Origin of the sequence: Thermoanaerobacterium aotearoense, from assembly GCF_009905255.1 — a bacterium.
Taxonomy (GTDB): Bacteria; Bacillota; Thermoanaerobacteria; order Thermoanaerobacterales; family Thermoanaerobacteraceae; genus Thermoanaerobacterium; species Thermoanaerobacterium aotearoense.
The window spans coordinates 759823-778798 of record NZ_CP047602.1 but is presented as its reverse complement, the minus strand read 5'-3'; the positions used below and the strand labels follow the sequence as shown (position 1 = coordinate 778798).

The 18976-nt window shown below is 36.6% G+C and carries 19 protein-coding genes and 1 other RNA gene; 1 reads left to right on the top strand and 19 read right to left on the bottom strand.

The genetic code is table 11. The features are described from left to right. Nucleotides 1-3: 3 nt before the first annotated feature. From GSH73_RS03795 to GSH73_RS03770, 6 genes are all read right to left on the bottom strand, one after another. Nucleotides 4-1185, bottom strand: coding sequence for a phosphoglycerate kinase (locus tag GSH73_RS03795; protein WP_014759315.1), 1182 nt, complete (start codon nucleotides 1183-1185; stop codon nucleotides 4-6). A gap of 56 nt (nucleotides 1186-1241) precedes the next feature. Then, entirely contained in the window at nucleotides 1242-2249 is a 1008-nt protein-coding gene (gene gap, locus GSH73_RS03790; RefSeq protein WP_014759316.1) for a type I glyceraldehyde-3-phosphate dehydrogenase, read from the bottom strand. 50 nt (nucleotides 2250-2299) lie between these two features. Further along, nucleotides 2300-3322 (bottom strand): sugar-binding transcriptional regulator, encoded by a 1023-nt coding sequence (locus GSH73_RS03785; RefSeq protein WP_014759317.1) that lies wholly within the window; start codon nucleotides 3320-3322, stop codon nucleotides 2300-2302. A gap of 169 nt (nucleotides 3323-3491) precedes the next feature. Then, on the bottom strand, nucleotides 3492-4841 hold the full coding sequence (rpoN, locus tag GSH73_RS03780; RefSeq protein WP_014759318.1) for an RNA polymerase factor sigma-54: 1350 nt from the start codon (nucleotides 4839-4841) through the stop codon (nucleotides 3492-3494). Nucleotides 4842-4936: 95 nt separating this feature from the next. Beyond that, on the bottom strand, nucleotides 4937-5209 hold the full coding sequence (locus GSH73_RS03775) for an acylphosphatase (RefSeq protein ID WP_014759319.1): 273 nt from the start codon (nucleotides 5207-5209) through the stop codon (nucleotides 4937-4939). A 30-nt stretch (nucleotides 5210-5239) separates the two neighbouring features. Beyond that, on the bottom strand, nucleotides 5240-6064 hold the full coding sequence (locus GSH73_RS03770; RefSeq protein ID WP_014759320.1) for a Cof-type HAD-IIB family hydrolase: 825 nt from the start codon (nucleotides 6062-6064) through the stop codon (nucleotides 5240-5242). 195 nt (nucleotides 6065-6259) lie between these two features. Here GSH73_RS03770 and perR point away from each other — a divergent pair, with 195 nt between their 5' ends. Then, complete coding sequence (perR, locus tag GSH73_RS03765; RefSeq protein ID WP_038069749.1) at nucleotides 6260-6682, top strand: transcriptional regulator PerR; 423 nt, start codon at nucleotides 6260-6262, stop codon at nucleotides 6680-6682. Between the two features lie 23 nt (nucleotides 6683-6705). On the opposite strand, the gene GSH73_RS03760 is transcribed toward perR, so the two are convergent. From GSH73_RS03760 to GSH73_RS03700, 13 genes are all read right to left on the bottom strand, one after another. Then, nucleotides 6706-8190: a VanW family protein gene (locus tag GSH73_RS03760; protein WP_014759322.1), complete on the bottom strand. Its 1485-nt coding sequence runs from the start codon at nucleotides 8188-8190 to the stop codon at nucleotides 6706-6708. Between the two features lie 83 nt (nucleotides 8191-8273). Then, nucleotides 8274-8918, bottom strand: coding sequence for an endonuclease III (gene nth, locus GSH73_RS03755; RefSeq protein WP_014759323.1), 645 nt, complete (start codon nucleotides 8916-8918; stop codon nucleotides 8274-8276). Continuing rightward, nucleotides 8899-10041 (bottom strand): tRNA epoxyqueuosine(34) reductase QueG, encoded by a 1143-nt coding sequence (queG, locus tag GSH73_RS03750; protein WP_014759324.1) that lies wholly within the window; start codon nucleotides 10039-10041, stop codon nucleotides 8899-8901. Before queG ends, nth begins: the two co-directional genes overlap by 20 nt. 1 nt (nucleotide 10042) lies before the next feature. Further along, nucleotides 10043-12412: a Lon protease family protein gene (locus GSH73_RS03745; protein WP_014759325.1), complete on the bottom strand. Its 2370-nt coding sequence runs from the start codon at nucleotides 12410-12412 to the stop codon at nucleotides 10043-10045. Between the two features lie 134 nt (nucleotides 12413-12546). After that, nucleotides 12547-12765 (bottom strand): alpha/beta-type small acid-soluble spore protein, encoded by a 219-nt coding sequence (locus GSH73_RS03740; protein ID WP_014759326.1) that lies wholly within the window; start codon nucleotides 12763-12765, stop codon nucleotides 12547-12549. A gap of 71 nt (nucleotides 12766-12836) precedes the next feature. Next, nucleotides 12837-13025, bottom strand: a complete 189-nt coding sequence (locus tag GSH73_RS03735; RefSeq protein WP_013787592.1) for a ferredoxin — start codon at nucleotides 13023-13025, stop codon at nucleotides 12837-12839. Between the two features lie 63 nt (nucleotides 13026-13088). Beyond that, nucleotides 13089-13289: a hypothetical protein gene (locus tag GSH73_RS03730; protein ID WP_014759327.1), complete on the bottom strand. Its 201-nt coding sequence runs from the start codon at nucleotides 13287-13289 to the stop codon at nucleotides 13089-13091. A gap of 67 nt (nucleotides 13290-13356) precedes the next feature. Continuing rightward, complete coding sequence (locus GSH73_RS03725; RefSeq protein WP_038069752.1) at nucleotides 13357-14016, bottom strand: helix-turn-helix domain-containing protein; 660 nt, start codon at nucleotides 14014-14016, stop codon at nucleotides 13357-13359. 49 nt (nucleotides 14017-14065) lie between these two features. Then, on the bottom strand, nucleotides 14066-15406 hold the full coding sequence (locus tag GSH73_RS03720; RefSeq protein WP_014759329.1) for a radical SAM/SPASM domain-containing protein: 1341 nt from the start codon (nucleotides 15404-15406) through the stop codon (nucleotides 14066-14068). A 109-nt stretch (nucleotides 15407-15515) separates the two neighbouring features. Beyond that, nucleotides 15516-17159 carry a nucleoside kinase gene (locus tag GSH73_RS03715; RefSeq protein ID WP_014759330.1) on the bottom strand — a complete coding sequence of 548 codons (1644 nt, stop codon included), beginning with the start codon at nucleotides 17157-17159 and terminating at the stop codon, nucleotides 15516-15518. A 92-nt stretch (nucleotides 17160-17251) separates the two neighbouring features. After that, a non-coding RNA gene (gene ssrS, locus GSH73_RS03710) (6S RNA) lies at nucleotides 17252-17428 on the bottom strand. A gap of 69 nt (nucleotides 17429-17497) precedes the next feature. Further along, a complete protein-coding gene (locus tag GSH73_RS03705; protein ID WP_014759332.1) occupies nucleotides 17498-18001 on the bottom strand; it encodes a PTS sugar transporter subunit IIB in 504 nt (167 codons plus the stop codon). A 79-nt stretch (nucleotides 18002-18080) separates the two neighbouring features. After that, nucleotides 18081-18965 carry a PTS system mannose/fructose/sorbose family transporter subunit IID gene (locus GSH73_RS03700; protein ID WP_014759333.1) on the bottom strand — a complete coding sequence of 295 codons (885 nt, stop codon included), beginning with the start codon at nucleotides 18963-18965 and terminating at the stop codon, nucleotides 18081-18083. Nucleotides 18966-18976: the final 11 nt, after the last annotated feature.

Genomic DNA, 18976 nt, shown 5'->3' with positions numbered 1-18976 from the left:
TCTTTATTTGTCGTTTAATGCAGCTATTCCAGGCAATACCTTGCCTTCTAAGAATTCTAATGACGCACCGCCACCAGTCGATATATGTGACACTTTGTCTGCATAGCCTAATTGTTCTACTGCCGCTGCAGAATCTCCGCCACCGATTATAGTAGTGCCACTGCACTCGCTCATGGCTTTTGCGATTGCCTCTGTTCCCTTTGCAAATTCTCTGATTTCAAATACACCCATAGGACCATTCCAAACTACTGTCTTCGCATCTTTTATGACTTTTGAAAATTCTTCAATTGTCTTTGGTCCAATATCTACGCCGATCTTGTCATTAGGCATCTTATCTATATCAACCACTTCATAAGGAACACCTGATTTTAATTCTGCACTGACTACCGTATCAACTGGCAAAAGCAATTTAACGCCTTTTTGCTTAGCCTTTTCGATCAAGTCTTTTGCAAGCTCTAATTTGTCTTCCTCCAAAAGTGATTTGCCTATTTCATAGCCTTCAGCCTTTATAAATGTGTATGCCATACCGCCGCCAATCAATAGGCTGTCAACTTTGTCTAAAAGGTTTGTGATAACACCGATTTTATCTGAAACTTTTGCGCCGCCCAGTATTGCCACAAAAGGTCTTTCTGGATTTTCCAAAGCGCCACCCATGAAGTTTAACTCTTTTTCAATTAAAAATCCAGATACTGCCGGTAGGTAACTGGCGACTCCTGTCGTGGACGCATGAGCTCTATGAGCTGTACCAAACGCATCGTTGACGAATACGTCAGCCAATGATGCCAATTCTTTTGAAAAATCAGGATCATTTTTCTCTTCTTCAGCGTGGAATCTGACATTTTCTAAAAGCAATACTTCACCGTCTTTTAATGCACTGGCTTTTGCCTTAGCATCTTCACCTATTACATCATCAGCTACAATGACTTGTTTCCCGAGCAGCTCTGAAAGCCTTTTTGCAACAGGCTTCATAGAATACTCCATGTTAAACTTGCCTTTTGGCCTTCCTAAATGAGATACCAATATCACCTTTGCATTATTGTCTAAAAGATATTGAATAGTAGGCAATGCCGCTTTTATCCTCGTGTCATCAGTGATGTTTTTTTCACTATCCATAGGTACATTAAAATCTACCCTTACAAGGACTCTCTTGCCTTTTACATCGATATCCCTTACAGTCTTTTTCATGATATACCTCCTATCGATATATTTTAGGACAAGGTTATAAGCCTTGTCCTATGATATTACAGTCTATCTGCTACATACTTAGCAAGGTCAACAACCCTGTTTGAATAACCCCATTCGTTGTCATACCATGAAACAACTTTTACCATATTGCCTTCCATAACCATCGTTGACAAGCCATCAACAATTGATGATCTTGAATCGCCTTTGAAGTCCATTGATACTAATGGCTCATCTGTATATCCGAGAATGCCTTTAAGCTCGTTTTCTGCCGCTTCTTTCAATGCTGCATTTACTTCTTCTACAGTTACGCTCTTTTCAAGCTCTGCAACAAGGTCGACAACAGATACGTCTGGTGTTGGAACTCTCATAGCAAAGCCGTTTAATTTTCCTTTTAGTTCAGGCAATACAAGTGCAACAGCCTTTGCAGCTCCTGTTGTTGTCGGAATAATTGACATTGCTGCTGATCTTGCTCTTCTTAAATCTTTATGAGGAAGGTCCAGTATCCTCTGATCGTTTGTGTATGAGTGAACAGTTGTCATTAAACCTCTCTTGATTCCAAATTTGTTATGTAAAACTTTTGCAAATGGTGCTAAGCAGTTTGTCGTGCATGAAGCATTTGATATAACGTGATGTGCATTTGGATCGTATTTGTCCTCGTTAACACCCATAACGATTGTTATATCTTCATTTTTAGCAGGTGCAGAAATTATTACTTTCTTTGCTCCAGCTTCGATGTGTTTTACTGCATCTTCCTTGTTTGTAAATCTACCTGTTGATTCGATAACTATGTCAACACCTAATTCCTTCCAAGGTAATTTTGCAGGATCTGTTTCTTTTAATATTTTTATTTCCTTGCCATTTACAACAAGTGAATCTTCTTTTGCGATTACTTCGCCTTCGAATTGACCGAATGTTGAATCGTATTTTAATAGATGTGCTAATGTTTTTGCATCAGTAAGATCATTGAATGCAACAATATCAAGATCTACATTTTTCTTTAATGCTGCTCTAAAAAAGTTTCTGCCTATCCTACCAAAGCCATTAATACCTACTTTTACTGCCATAATATTTCCTCCTTTAATTTTTATTTTTATATTAAACACCTTTCGGTGTATTAACAACTTTTTAATATCTCGAATGCCGCGCCTTCATCAGTTATGAGAACATCCACCATACCACTTATACAAGTAGATATGATCGCATCGGCTTTGCTTTTGCCGCCTGAGACAGCTATCAAATTTTTGACGTTTTTTAAATCATCCTTTGTAAGAAAAATGCTTGGCGTTTCATAAACTGTTTCACCGTTTATGTTTAAGTAAAAACCTAATGCTTCTGACGTGGCACCAACACTCTTAAGATACTCTTTAGTCGATGAAGGTAAATTTCGCCTGTCAGCCATCACATCTGCACGCCCTATGCCAAAAAGCACTACATCAGCTTCTTTCAGTATGTCAATAACGCTTTTTATGTCTGGTTCATTCATAAGAGTCTCTATGGCTTCTTTGCCTATGTTGTCAGGAATATGAAGCATTTTGTATGAACCGCCTAACTTTTTTGCAAGGACTGACGCAATTGTGTTTGCCTGTTTTTCAACTTCGCGTCCCAAGCCACCTCTTGCAGGCACTACCATTATATCTGATTTGGTGTAGCATTGAGGCATTTCATTTGCAACTTCCATCACACTTGAACCGCCAGTCAAAGCAATGATGCTGTCGTTTTTAATTATGCTTTTAAGGTAAGCTGCAGCAGATTTGCCCATATCTTTTTTTATAAGCCTGTCACTATCGACATCACCCGGTATCACTATGACTTTTTTCAGTTTCAGGCGCTCCTTTAAAGTTTTTTCCATGTTGTTTAAGCCTTTTAACTCATGGATAAACTCTTTAAGCTCCTCCAAAAGCTTCTCGCCGTCTTTAGTCACAGTCATGCCTAAAGGATTTATGTCGATAAGACCTTGCCGCTTCAAAAAAGATACCTCTGTCCTTATTATCCTTTCGCCAATATTAAGCTGATACGACAAAGCTCGCCTTCCTATTGGCTGGCTGAAATATATGTTACGCATTATAGTATACCTTTTTTGCAGCAGTTCTATTAGCTCAGGCACAATTTTCTGTTGTAATGATATTATGTCGTTCATGTATCAAAACCTTCTTCAGGACTTTTATCGACCCGTTGTATTATAACTGTCCCACCAAAACATTAAATAAATATTTTTACCTTCAATACTATTTTATATTAAGACTTCTAATTTTTCAATAGACAATATGACAAAAGAGAGCATTTTATAAAATTATTGCTCTCTTTTGTCAATATCTTTTTCTCTTGCTGGACGATGGAATATTCATCTCTTCCCGGTACTTAGCAACAGTCCTTCTGGATATCGTCACGCCTTTTTGAGATAAAATCTCAGCTATTTTTTGGTCGCTTAAAGTATCTTGAGGGTCTTCTTCGCTTATCAATTGCTTTATCATCTCTTTTATCATTTCCTGTGAAAACATCTCGCCGTCACCATTGCCGATGCCGCTTTGGAAGAAGTATTTGATTTCAAAAACACCTAAAGGTGTATCGACGTACTTTCCGTTTACTGCCCTGCTTACCGTCGATTCATGAACTCCTACTGCCTCGGCAATCTTCTTTAAATTCATAGGTTTAATGTATTTCTGCTCTCTGTCAAAAAATGACCTTTGCTCTTTCACTATCGCACTTAACACTTTGTACAAAGTATCTCTTCTCGACTCAATGCTTTTTATAAGCCACATGGCTGACTGAATCTTATTTGACAAGTATTTTTTTGTATTGTCGTCATCGGTGGCAGTCAAAATGCTTTCATAAGATTTATTTATTCTTAAGCCAGGATACAAAGATTCGTTTATAAGCACGACATAATCCCCGTCTATCTTCTTTATATAAGCATCTGGAACAACGTATTTAATATCGTTGTAGCTCGAAAAACTGCTTCCCGGCCTTGGATTCAGCTTTTTTATCTCATCAACGGCATTCTGCACTTCTTTAATGTCTACATTTAACTTCTTTGCTATAAACGAAAGCTTGTTGTCTGCAATTTCTTCTAAATAATTTTCTACTATTTCTTTTATTACGCCATCATACATATTTTTGCTTTTTAGCTGAATCATGAGACATTCTGTCAAGTTTCTCGCTGCGATGCCTGGCGGATCAAATGACTGCACTACATTTAAAGCCGCCAAAACATCCTCTTGGCTGTAATTGTAATCTTCACTGAGCTTTTTGACATCATCGTTCAGATAGCCATTACTGTCAAGATCGTAAATTATAACTTTGCATATCTCTTTTATCTTCTTCGCAAGAGGTGTTATATGAAGTTGAAATAGCAAATGGTCTGTAAGGGACGTATCAGTTGAGACCATGTTTTCAAAGCTTAAGTCGTCTCTTTCTTCGTCATCGGCGCTGTAATTGTACTTATCAAGGTCGCTATTCTTATTTAATTCGCGGTAAATCTCAATGATGTCTTCCTTATCTTCGTACGCCTCCAACATAGGATTTGTTTCCAGTTCACTTGTGATAAGCTCATTTAGCTCATACGAATTTAGCTGCAAGATCTCGATGGCCTGTTTCAGTTGAGGCGTCATCAATAATTTCTGTACTTGTTTTAAATTAAGTCCCATATCCAGCTTCATATTCTACACCCTCGTATACATCAATATTCATATTTCAATTATATCATATTTGTAACCGTTTATAAAATGGATATTTTTAGCCTGTCAGCATCATTTTACATTATTTCAAAAGAACGATACAATCCTTGGTAGTTCTCCCATTTTTGAGCTATGCTTTCTACCCTTGCCCATCTTAGTCCGTTTTTTATGTAATCGATAAGCATGTTTATGTCTTCTTCATCGCCTTCTGCTACAATTTCAACGCTTCCATCGTATAGATTCTTTGCGTATCCAGTTATATTAAGCCGCATAGCCATGTTGTAAACAGAATACCTAAGCCCGACTCCTTGCACCTGGCCTGTCAAATTAAGATGGACTGTTTTTTTCACAAGAACTCCTCCTTTTAAAAGTAAATCTGCTTACAAGATAAATTTATTTATGACGTAAGCGACGCCGTTTTCCATGTTTGACTTTGTAATAAAGTCTGCCGTTTTTTTAAGTTTATCTATGGCATTTTCCACCGCCACACCGAGACCTGCATACTCAACCATCTCTACATCATTTTCACTGTCACCTATTGCCACCATTTCTGATCTGTCAATACCTAAATATTCTCCCAATATCTTGAGGCCGTTTCCTTTATTTACACCTTTATTTAATATTTCTATATTATTGTGAAACGAGCTTGTAGTCTCTAATCTGTCGCCTTTTTCGCAGTCTATCGTTTTTCTCACTGCTTTTATTTTTTCTGAATCTTCGTCAAACATTACAAATTTAACAATGCTGTCTTTCAACTTGCTTTCAAATTCTTCATAAGAAGGTATATTCTCCACTTCTACCTTTAATGTTTCAGCGTACAATCTATTCCACTCTCCATACTTTTGATATTTGCTGGTAATCTCTGGGGAATAGACAATTTTATCGCTGTAAAAATGATAGTAAAGGTCATTCTTCTTGGCCAAATCTATCAAATACGTCAATATGTCTATATCAAGCACGCTTTTATAAATTTCCTCATCATTGTCGTCTATCACCATGGCTCCATTGCTGGCGATGATGTACGGTTTGAATCCTAAAAATTCCGAGTATGCGTAAGCGGAAGCGTAAATCCTTCCTGTGGATATGACAACATAAACACCTGCATCGCGGGCTTTTTTTAAAGCTTCTAAGTTTTCTCTCGAGATCTGCTTGTCGTGAGTCAAAAGTGTATCATCCATATCTATTGCAACTAATTTATATGCCATCGTAGTCCCCCATTCATCAGAATATTTTTTCAATATTACTATACCATTACTGACAGACAACTTCAAGTTTTCACGATTTTTCACAATGGAATTTTAAAAAATGATTGACAGCATGAAATCGCGATAGTATAATGTAACTATAAATATTACAAGAGAAATCTTATTAATTAATATTTCATAGAAAGAAGGGATATGATGGACGATATCTCGTCAATCCTGAAAGAAAAGGGATTAAAAGTTACACCTCAAAGACTTGCTATAATTAACATGCTTAAAAATACCAAGGAACATCCAAGTGCTGAGACCATATACAAGACGTTGTCGTCCGATTTCCCAACAATGAGTTTGGCTACTGTCTACAAGACACTTGAAATGCTAAAGAGTATAGGCCTTGTGCAAGAACTTAATGTTGGTGAAGGTAGCTTTAGATACGACGCAAATGTCAATTCACATCCGCATTTGATATGTTACGGATGCAACAGGGTAGATGACCTTGATGACTCAGCGTTAGATGATCTTCTTGGTGAAGTAAGCAAATACAAAGATTACCTTTTGATGGATCAAAAGCTGTATTTTTATGGCTACTGCCCTGATTGCAAAACGAAGATGACAAATTAAAAAAACGAGCGATGCTCGTTTTTTTAATTTGTAGGATTTATGTTTTGAGGTTTTCCATTTAAATCCTCTGTAGATACATTCTTTTCATCAATTTGGCTTTGAACACTTTCATTGTTACTTACCTCGTCTTTTTTCACACCACGCCTTATGACGCCGTCAACTGGCTTGTATATATCTGTATACAAAAATTCCTTTTTCACCAAAACGTTGTTCTCATAAATAAGCCTGTAAGTATTCACCTTGTATCCTGTATGCTTTTCCACATCTACCTGAGTGACTCCCTCAGGCAGTGTAGGATCATCAACGTATGTCACCTTAGGATCGTACTTCTCCACAATTTCAGAATATATATCGATCCGTTTCCCTGGATCTTCCGAATATCCGTAAAAGTTCACTACAAAATTGTTTCCACTTATATACGATTCAATGTATATAGGGTATTTCGTTGGATTTTCAAACTTTAAATCGAGGACGTCACCCGAGATCGTAGCATCTTGGCCCGGCGACACATAGCCAACCGGAAATGTATGATGGTATCTCTCATCGATTTTCATATCTGCCCTTAGTGCGGCATTGTAAAGGGTAGTGGCGACTTGACAAACCCCACCACCTATATCGGGAACAAGCTTGTTGCCGATTATCACAGGCGCTTCTTTATATCCATTCTGTATGATTCTTGGCCCTAACGTTTTATTAAGTGAAAAGACTTGCCCCGGCATAAGCAGCTTGCCGTTTACAGCTTTTGCAGCTACAGCAAGATTTTCTGACCTATTTGCGTCACCAGTATTAAATTGTGTAGAAAAGCTGACGATTTTGCTTTTTATCATGCTGAGTTCTGACGCTTTTATGTCTGCATCGACTTCTTTAACTGTAACAGGAATTTCTACATAGTCTTTATCGCCAGATATGATCACGCTCTTAACCGCACTTTTTATACTTTCAATTGTCTTATTTGCATCGACTTTTAAACCAGAAATATCATTTGTAATGTTTATCTTACCGTCAGATACGTATATTTTAGCGTCAACAGGATTTTTGTCTATGCTTTTCGATATGTCCATCACAAATTTATCTAAACCGTTAAAATCGGCTGTAGGCCTATATTCGAGATATTTACCATTTTTTGAAACATCATATATCGTCTTTATGCGATTTATGAAATTCCCACTTTTGCCTATAGAATAAGCTTCATTGACGATAGCATCATAGTCGTAGCTTATTTTAACGTCACCGCTCGGAAGCACAAACTGCTTGTCGTTGTATTTTAAAGCGACTTTTAAATTGTTTACCGCCTTAAGGTTATCTTGCAGTTTTGCATACGCTTCAGATTTAGTAAGCCCACTGAGGCTTATACCATTTACAAAAACACCTTTTGCAATAGTATTTTGATTCATGACAGAATAAAACATCACAAATGAACCGGCAAATACAGTGATTATTAATAAAAGAAGAATGATGTAAAAATAATTGCTTTTGCTTTTTATGGTTTTTGTGTCCTTTGTCTCCATTTTGATCTCCCCATTATTTAGTTTTTTTAACTTAGAACAATTTAATTATATTACAAATACTTTGCAAATAAATTACATACTGATTAATTTTTTATAAAATTTTTATAAAACTTACAAATATGATTGATGGGGCAAATATCGCACTTAGGCTTCCGTGCCGCACAGATGTTTCTCCCGTGGTATATAAGAAGATGATGAGACAAAGACCACAAATTTTTAGGAATAATATCCATAAGCTGATACTCTGTCTTTAAAACATCATCGCTTTCAGCAAGTCCAATCCTATTTGATACCCTAAAAACATGTGTATCGACAGCAATCGCATCTTTTTTGAAAGCATTGCTTATAACCACATTTGCTGTTTTCCTGCCAACACCCGGTAGCTCCATAAGCTTTTCCATATCATCAGGGACAGTACCGCCGTACTTGTCGCACAAAATCCTGCAAGTGTTTATTATGTTTCTGGACTTGTTCCTGTAAAGACCGCAATCCTTTATTTCTTCTTCAAATTCTAATGGGTCAACATCTTTTAAGTCAAATGGCGATTTGTACTTTTTAAAAAGTTTTTCTGTAACCATGTTGACCCTTTTATCGGTGCACTGTGCTGACAATATTGTGGCTATCAAAAGCTCAAAGGCATTTTTAAAGTGTAAACCAGGTTTTGCATCAGGATATGTCTTTTTAAGAATTTCCAGAACCTCCAGCGCTTCATCTTTCGTTATCCTCAAAAGTCTCACCTCTAATATTCATCATGGCTTTCTTCATGAACTCTTTTGCAGTTTCATCTTTTTCATTTAGATAAGCTTTTTCAATATGCGGAAAAGCATTTTCCTTATCAAGAATGCTTAATGCGTATGCACTATATCCTCTTATATAAGCACTTTCAGAGCTTATAAGTTTTCTCAATTGTTGGATTGAATCCTTGTCATTTAAGTTGATAGCCGCAATTATAGCATTTCTTATTATAGTATTCTTTCCTCTCCAAGATGCCGAAGTAGCACCAAACAATTCTTTGAACTTTTTGTTGTCAAGGCACAGAATATCTTTCAAATCGTGTTTAGGTTTAAGGTTTTGAGGCGTGAACTCACGCCTTGTGACTTTCTTCGCCTTTTCATTGAAAGGACAAACATCTTGGCACGTATCACAGCCATATATGCGAGTACCTAATCTTTTTAATGTGCTATCGCTTAAATATCCTTTTTGAATTGTAGCATACGACAAGCATTTGTTTGCATCTATTTTGTATTCTTCAATCAACGCTTTTCCAGGACACGCTTTAAGGCATCTTGCACAACTGCCACATTTCGACTCAACTTTGGAGTCTGGTTCAAATGGCACGTTTATCAGCATCTCTCCCAAAAATAAATATGATCCATATTCCTCATTTATTATCATATTATTTTTCCCGAAAAATCCAATGCCTGCATTATAAGCAATAGCTCTCTCCAAAAGCGGATTGTTGTCAACAAGCAAAACAGTTTTGACGGCACCGCATTTAGATGAAATGAATTTTTCCAGATTCCTAAGCAAATCAATCATGACTTTATGATAGTCTACACCCCATGCAGTCTTTGAAATAGTGCCATATCCAGACTTTGGAGGGTCAAATTTATAATCTACATTGTACGATATAGCGACAGATATTATGGTCTTGACATCATCAAGCAGATAATAGGGATTTATCCTTTTTTCTGCGTCCTTTTCTTCAATATTGCAATTTAAACCATTGTTGAATCTATAAAGCAATAAATCCCTATACTCAAAAAGGCAGTCAGGACTTGCAAAGCCTATCACGTCAATGCCAGACTTATATGCAAACTCCTTAATTTCCTCTTTTGTGACACAAGCCACATCAAACATTCCTTTCTTTATCAGATGACTTTTCTTTTGTCAGTATGTCGTAAAACGATCTTAGCTTGTTTTTCACCCTTTCGTTTATATCACTCATCTTGTGGCCTGTCAATATTTCCATACCTTCGTCTATCGTATTTACAGTGTATATGTGAAATTTACCCATCCTGCATGCATCTATTATTTCATCGTCCAAAACAAGGTTTATGGCATTTTGCTCTGGAATTATGACGCCTTGCCTACCTGTCAGTCCCTTTACTTTGCATAACTTATAAAATCCTTCGATTTTATGTGTTACGCCTCCTACAGGCTGTATGACTCCAAATTGATTGACAGAGCCGGTTACGGCTATTTCCTGTCTAATAGGAATGTCTGACAAGCTTGAAAGGAGTCCGTAAAGCTCTGTGCTGGAGGCACTGTCTCCTTCTACGCCTTCATAAAGCTGCTCAAAGCATATTCTGGCCGATAAAGTAAGCGGAAAATCCAACGCATATCTATTACCTATAAATCCTGTTATTATCATGACCCCTTTGTCGTGAATGTGACCACTCATTTTGGTTTCCCTTTCGATGTTTACTACGCCTTCTTCGCCAGGGTAAGTAGTAACCGTTATTCTGGAAGGCTTTCCAAATTGGTAATCACCTAAATTTATCACAGAAAGTCCATTTACAATCCCAACTTTTTCACCATCTACATCCATCAAAAACGTTCCATCTTTAAAGTATTCTATATACTTCTCCTCTATCATGTTGACCCGCTTTGTCTTTTCCCTTATAGCCTTTTCCACATTGTGAGCCATGACAACTTTGTTTCCTTCTATTTCCGCCCAAATGTTTGATTCGTATAGAATCTCTACGATATCATTAAACTGTGTCGATAATTTGTTTTGATCTTCTGATATCCTTGTTGAATACTCAATGACTTTTGCCACTCCAGTCTTGTGAAAAGGTCTCAAATTTTCCTCGACACAATGTTTCTTTATAAAAGAAGCCATTTTCAAGATATTTTCTTCGCTTAAATCCATCACATCGTTGAAGTCAACCTTAACTTTAAAAAGCTTTTTAAAGTCATCATCATAGTTATAAAGGATATAGTATAAATACGGCGTCCCTATGAGTATTACCTTCACATTCAAGTCAATTGGCTCAGGCTTTAGTGATGATATGGACAAAAGGCCGTATGATGATGCAACATTCTCTATGACTATTTTATCTGTCTTCAGTGTACGCTTAATGGCATCCCATACGTATGGATACGTTAAGACATCCTTAGCTTGCAGAATAAGATATCCTCCGTTTGCCTTATGAAGAGCTCCTGCTTTAATCTTTGTAAAATCAGTAATTGCCACTCCAAAATCACTTTCATATTCGATATTTCCCAATACATTGTTGTAGTTTGGATTGTACTCTACCACAACAGGTGCACCATTTGTGTTGCTGTTATCAACAAAAAGATTTACACTGTACTTTTTAAAAACATCTTTTTTATTTTTTCGCATGATGAATGGAAATTGACTGTCTTCGTCATCATCGCTTCTAAAATTATCGATATTTTCCAGTATATCTCTTTGAAGGCTGTCAAGGTATCTCATTACGCCGTCATATTGAGCGTATTTATCTCTTAAATCATCGATCAGATGTCCAACGGCCATAAGCCCTACGTTATTGTCAAGCTCGTGAACAGCATCTCTTGTTTCTTTGTCTATATTTTGTATATCCTTCCATATCTGCAGCGCCTTTTCTTCAAAATTTGCCGCTTTGGCTTCTATCTCTTTCCTTTTCTCATCATCCAATAGTTCGTATTCTTCGTTGCTTATCTGTTTTCCATCTACAACAGGTATGCTTACTATGCCAGTCTTTGTCTCTTTAAGCACAAAGCCAAAATTCTTTGCTAAATCGTTTAGCTCTTGGATCAATTGATTCTTTCTATCCTGAAATTTCTTCACGATTTCATTTTTTTGCAAGTCGTATGCCTTTGAATTAAATGCCTTAGGGATTTCTCTTTGAAGCTGCTCCACAAAATCTTTCATGTCGTTTTTAAATCTTTTGCCATCACCTGGCCTCAAATTTATGGCAATAGGCTGTGATGGTTTATCAAAATTAAAAACGTACACCCAATCATCTGGTACCTTCTCCGACGATGCCACTTCTGAAACGCTGCTTACGGCAAAGCTGGATTTACCTGTGCCAGTAAGCCCAGTAATGAATATGTTGTATCCTTTTTGCTTGATTTTTAAACCAAACTCCATGGCATCTTTGGCTCTTTCCTGCCCTATAAGATCTTTTAAAGGTTCAACATCATCCGTCGTTTCAAAGCCAAGCAAATCTGGATCTATATGCCTTTTAAGATTTTCTGCTGTTAATTCCCTCATTCAAAGCCCTCCTTTATAAATAAGAATTCGACATAGACTCTTTTTTCCCTTCTTTTAAATTACTGATGATTGCTTCATTATATGATTGAATTTACCTATAAATATTAAGCTGAAGGACATCCTTCAGCCTAATATCAATCTATCTTGCCGTCTTTTTCATCCATCTGTTTTTCAGCGTACTTAATCATCTTTTTAACCATATTGCCGCCAATTTTCCCGACTTCTCTGGTGGTCATATTTTCATAGCCTCGTCTTTCAATGTCATCATCAAGGTGCAATTCTTCAGCAACTTCTTCCTTTAAACTTTCAAGCTCGTCTTCTGCTTTTCTATAAAGCTTTTTTCCCTTTGACATAGAAAAAACACCTCCGCTTTTATTTTTCCTCCAGCGAAGGTATATATCCAAAATTGTATTTTACTCAAAAATCATATTTCTTTTATTGCCTCAGTAGGGCAACCATCTATAGAATCACGGCAAGCCTGCTCTTCTCCTTCAGGCACTTCATCGACTATTGCCTGTGATTTGCCTTCATCATTCCAATCAAAAACTGCTGGGCACGTGTCGATGCAAAGGCCACAAGCTATGCACAAATCTTGATCTACATATACTTTCATAGTTTTACCTCCTATGCTATTTTATACATCTAATATAACATATTTTTGCAAAAAACAAAATATTTATTTTATTATATAGTAACACGCTTCCAAATCGTCATCTGCAGCGTTTACAATCCTGTTTTTAAACTTGTCAATAGTTTCTTCATTTACCTTAGCACCTTTATCACCTAAAATCCGCGATACTACCATTTGACTGGCCATAGATTCTTTGTACCTTTCCACAAAGTCCATTATCTCACTTATCTCTTTTTCTCTGTTCATAAAAGCACCTCCTAAATTTAGTTTCTTAAAAAAAACTTTTATTATACAAAAAAAGACCTAAACGGTCTTAAATGTACAAAAGCGATTCTTTTAAAAAGTTATTCAACAGTGTCTTGTCATTTGTGCTTAGCTCTTTTATATATTTGTGAAATATATTGACTTTCTCAAAAACTTTTCTGCTTTCACTGGATAAATGATAATCGATGTAAAATCCAATTACGATTCCCACAAACAAAATCACAGGCGCTTCACTGCCATTAATATTTATGGAATTTTTTATATTTTCAATTACTGCTACATCAAGTGTCTTAATCTGTAAAAGCAGCGTTGTCAATGCGTAAGCACAAAACTTAAGAGGCTTTAAAGCAGCTTTTTTTTCGTTTATAAAATCATCTACTGATATGGAATCATCGTTTTTTTTGATAACATTCAATAAGACTTCTTTTACGCTGTTCCACTCGTGTATGCTGCTTTTATTCACAACATCATAAGCGCTTTCATTAGGCATGTAAACCAATATAGATCTGCCTATAGATTTATCTTCGCCAATAAAATACTGCCGTTTCACATATCCCAATTCTTCTAATTCTGTCAACATATCATAGGCAGTCCATTTGCTTATGCCCATAAAATTTGCGACGTCAGCATAGTGTACGGGAGCTTTATCCTTGTCATAAAGCTTTATAAGCGTTTCCAAAAAGTCTACCTTTCTTTTAGTTAAAGGCACACAAACACCCCATTTCTCTTACATATAATAGGGTATTTTGCCTTCGCAGTCAAGCTTCTTTTTTGACTGATGCCTTTGAATTCCAAATATCATCCGCTACTTCTCCCCATCTTTCTGCAACTTTCTCTAAATCGCTGTACAAATTTTCAATATGCGATGCATCGCTGTTTTCCGTATGCTTTGCCTTGGATTCCCTCACTATATTTAAAAGCTCTTCTGGGTTGTCTATAAGCGGGCATGGCCTCAAATGATTTTGATTAAACGGCATCCTCTTTCTGTACGCTTTCATAATAGGAGACATAAGGGCTTCCTTCAAACTTACGTCATTTATGTTTACATTGGCGTAATGGATAAAAGCACATGGTTCAACATCCCCTGCTGCATTTATGTGAAGATACCTCTTACCTCCTGCTATGCATCCTCCGCTGAACTCACCGTCATTCCAAAAGTCGATAGCAAATAGCTCTTTCGTAGCTCTTATATAGTTAATCCTTTCATAAGCGTATTTCCTCTGCTCAGGTGATACCATGAATTTTACATCCGGATCTTTCCCAACAGGAATGTAAGTAAAGTACCATGCAAAGTAAGCACCTTTGTCTATCATCGTGTCTACAAATTCATCGCTGAATATTTCTTCAATATTAGTTCTGGTGTATGTAGCAGAATAACCGAATAATACTCCATTTTCTCTCATAAGGTCCATGGCTTTCATCACTTTATCAAAAGTGCCTTTACCTCTTATTTCGTCATTTTTGTCTTTTAAGCCGTTAATGCTTACTGCAAATGTTATATTTCCCACCCTTTTTACTTCTTTTATCATTTCCTCATCTATAAGCGTACCATTTGTAAAAAGGTGAAATACCTGATTTCTGTGATTTTCGGCAAGCTTTATTATGTCTTTCATTCTGACAGTTGGCTCACCGCCAGATAGAACTATGAAATAGACTCCCAATTCTTCTGCTTCTTTGCAAACTCTATCCATGGTTTCAAATGATAGATTGTGTGGATTGTACTTCCCTGCCCAACAGCCTACACAATTTAGATTGCATGCTTCAGTAGGATCCATCAGTATGGCCCATGGAACATTGGCATCTAATTTTTGCTCCCACTCTTGCTGTTTTGGAATGCCTTTAAGGCTGGCATTTACGAGAAAGTTTATCATGAGCGTCTTTAAGATGTTCTTGTCGATATTTTTTATCCCTTTTACTGTAAACTTGTACCAGTTGCTGTCCTTGTCGTCTAAAAACGACTTTACGCTTTCTATTTGCTGTCTGTGATTCGGCAGTACCGCTATCTTTGACATTAGATTGGCCATTGCTTGAAGGTTTTTCTCTGGGTCTTTGTCAATGTAATTGATAATAACTCCAACAACTGGGTCAATGATATTCATAACATCTCCTCCTTATACCAATAAATTTAAAAATACCAAAAAAACCAAAATTCTTCTTAAAAAAATATTAGCACTAATAATATATTAATTCAATACCCTTTTAGAACTTTTACACATCTAAACAGCTTCCTCCAATGAATTCTTTCATCAGAGAATTTGGAGGTATGGCAGATTCATCTTCCAAATTCACAAAGTAACTCAATATCTCCAAAAGCTCCTGTGCAACTGAAAATGCCTTACTATCTTTATTTATCTTTCTTAAAAGAGGCTCAGCGTACTTTTTTATAACAGGCAATTCATAAGGAAGGGAAGAATTAAACATGATGTCCGCATCTTCTTGATACGGGAAAATATAGTTTTCCTCACCTTTCCTTACAGAAGGCCACATAAGAATTGTCTCTTCGGCATCGCTGGAGCGAAACTGATTATCCCTCACGATCCTTCTTAAAAGCCTCGTCTCAGTAGTAGATATTCTGTTGTGTTCATCAAGATTTAGCTGCGTCAAGGCGCTTATGTATATCCTGTACTTGCTGTCTTTTGGTATATCTTTTGTAAGCTTTTCGTTTAAACCGTGTATGCCTTCTACGAGGATTATGTGATTTCTATCAAGTTTAACTTTTTTCCCTATTTTTTCTCTTTCTCCTTTTTTGAAGTTGAAAATCGGAAGCTCTACTTCTTCACCCTGCATAAGCTTTATTATGTGATCGTTAAAAAGCTCTAAATCCAAGGCATCGATCGTTTCAAAATTGTAGTTTCCAAATTCGTCTTTTGGCGTCAATTCTCTCGGCAAAAAATAATTGTCAAGAGATATTGGAAGCGGTTTTAATCCATTTACTCTAAGTTGAACACTTAATCTGTGAACAAATGACGTCTTGCCAGATGAGGAAGGACCTGCAATAAGGACTAACTTTATCATCTTATTTTGATATATGTGATCTGCAATAGTGGCAATCTTCTTTTCATGAAGGGCTTCAGATATTAAGACAAGCTCTCGCCCATTGCCGCTTTTAATCATATCGTTTAAAGATGCCACATATCCTATATTAAGTATATTTGCCCATTCCTCAGCTTCTTTAAATACAGATGCTAACTTAGGAACATCCTCAAATACAGGAAGCACATCTGGTCTTTTTGGTTCAGGAAATAAAAGTATAACTCCCGGAAAGTAAAGTATAAGATCGTATAGCTTCAAATATCCTGTAGATGGGACACATGGACTGTAGAAAAAGTCTACAACATCTTCGCAAAAATAAACAGGGATTTTTTCTTTGTCACTGTATTTAAAAAGGCTTACTTTTTCTTCTAATCCTTCTTTCGAAAACAGATTGATAGCACTTTCTTTGTCTAAATACTTTTTTATTATCGGATAATCTGCATCAATTATCTCTCTCATCCTATGCTTTATATCATGCACGATTTTATTGTTTACAGTAGAGCCGTGAATCTCACAGTACAAACCTTTACCTAAAGAATGCTCAATTGTAACTTTTGAATCCGGCAAAATGTCTTTAACCGCTTTAATCAGGACAAATGTAAGGCTTCTTCTGTATACCATCATCCCTTCTTCTGTTGACATATCAACAAATTGTATCTCACAATCTCTATCTACCTTTGTAGACAAGTCAACCATGACATTGTCAACTTTTGCCGCAACTATCCTATACTTATGGTTATTCTTAAAATGCTCCGATATTTCTTCCAGAGTCACATGATCTGGAAAAGTGCAGACAGTACCTTCTACATTTAGATTCATAAAATCACCTCTCTCTAAATTATATTACAAATGAAGATCTTTTTAAATCTGCCAACTAAAAAAACCGGCAATTGCCGGTTTTTTTACATCCAATCCATCCCGCGAAGCCGTTCGGCTATGTTTTCAAGCCCGCTTTTAAAGTGGGTATCCTGTCAATTGCTTCTGAAGTCCCATCAATGTAGGCTTTTCATACGCAATTGAACCCAAATTCCCGTTGTCATGGTGTTGGTTGAAAACAAATTCACCGTAACTAAACTCCTCAGGACCATCTTGTTGATTACAGTATATACCTAAATGCTTTACATTGCAATAGTAGATTGCTGGAAAACAGCGAAAATTCATCTCTTGATGTTAAACACGCTAAGCGCAGCTTCAAGTCCAACTCTTTTGCTTTCAGGTACCGTCTGGAAAAATATTTCCACGCCATGATTTTTTTCAAGGTCTAAAAGTGATTCCGTTTCTTCCTTGTTAAGACTTACAGTCGGTATTATGAATTTTCTGTCAGCGCTTTTGGCTATGCCGCCAATGTTTAGCTTCTTTATGGGCAAGCCTTTTTCAATGGTGTCTTTAACTGTCTTTATATTTTTAAACAATAATATAACTTTAAATCCGTCGTAATGATCTTTTTCCCATAATTTTATTGAATCATCGACGGTCAATATTTTCAATGTAATATTAGCAGTAGATGCAGACATGATATAAATATTTTTCATGAATTCATCCTTGGCTAACTGGTCATCAATGACAAATATGGAGTTGCAATTGTACCCTTTTACCCATTTCGTCATTACTTGGCCATGTATCAGTCTATCATCTATTCTGGCAAATATGATTTCTCCCATAATGAACATCCTTTCTCATGATTTAAAATAGAGGTTTAGCTAAATCGCCATTAAAGGCGATTTAGCTAAACCATGAATATTATAAAAGTCCTGTAAAACCTAAAACTGCAAATATGACTATTAGCCATAAAAGCACTTTCACTATTTTTAAACCTTTTCTTGAGAAATACCAATATACAAGCATAACTGTCAGCAGTGGCAACAAGCCAGGCAATACCTTATCTAAAATATCCTGCAATACGAATTGTTTTCCTGACAAAGTCCATTTTAATGATGTAGTAACCGTCACATAAGAAGCCGCCAATATTCCCATCATAAAAGTACCTAAAACAGACAATCCATCAATAATTTTTCTAATTCTTGCACCACTGACAATTTCCACGACTGCAGAACGTCCAAGCCTGTATCCCAATTCAGTAAAATAATATCCGTATGTGAATGTCAATGCAACAAACAATATCCAAGGAAGAAGAGCCCCCAATGCACTGCCGGCTTTTGCCCAAGGTAAGAATATACCAATCAAAATATACTGTACCGTTCCTGAATCTATTGCATCGCCTATGCCTGCCAAGGGTCCCATCAAACCGACTTTCGTGCTATTTATGATCTCTGGATCAACTGCTTCATCGATTTTGCCTTCATTTAGCTTTTTAGCCCTTTCCTCCTCCAATGATGCCGTTATTCCAAGTATTGTGCCGCCACCCCAAATTGCTTGTGTATTGTAAAACAAAAGATGCCTTTTATACGCTTCTTTAAGATCCTCATTCTTTTTGTATATTTTCCTTAAAATAGGCATTAAACCAAACAAAAGCGAGGGTGCCAGCATTCTATCAAATGTATGAGGTATTTCATTGGCGTACCACCATCTAAACCATCCTAAAAGCAAATCTTTTCTTGTGATCTTTTTGCTGCTGTCATCAATTTCTGCTGAATTTGCACTGCTTTTCGCTTTTACATCTTCCATGCCACTTACCC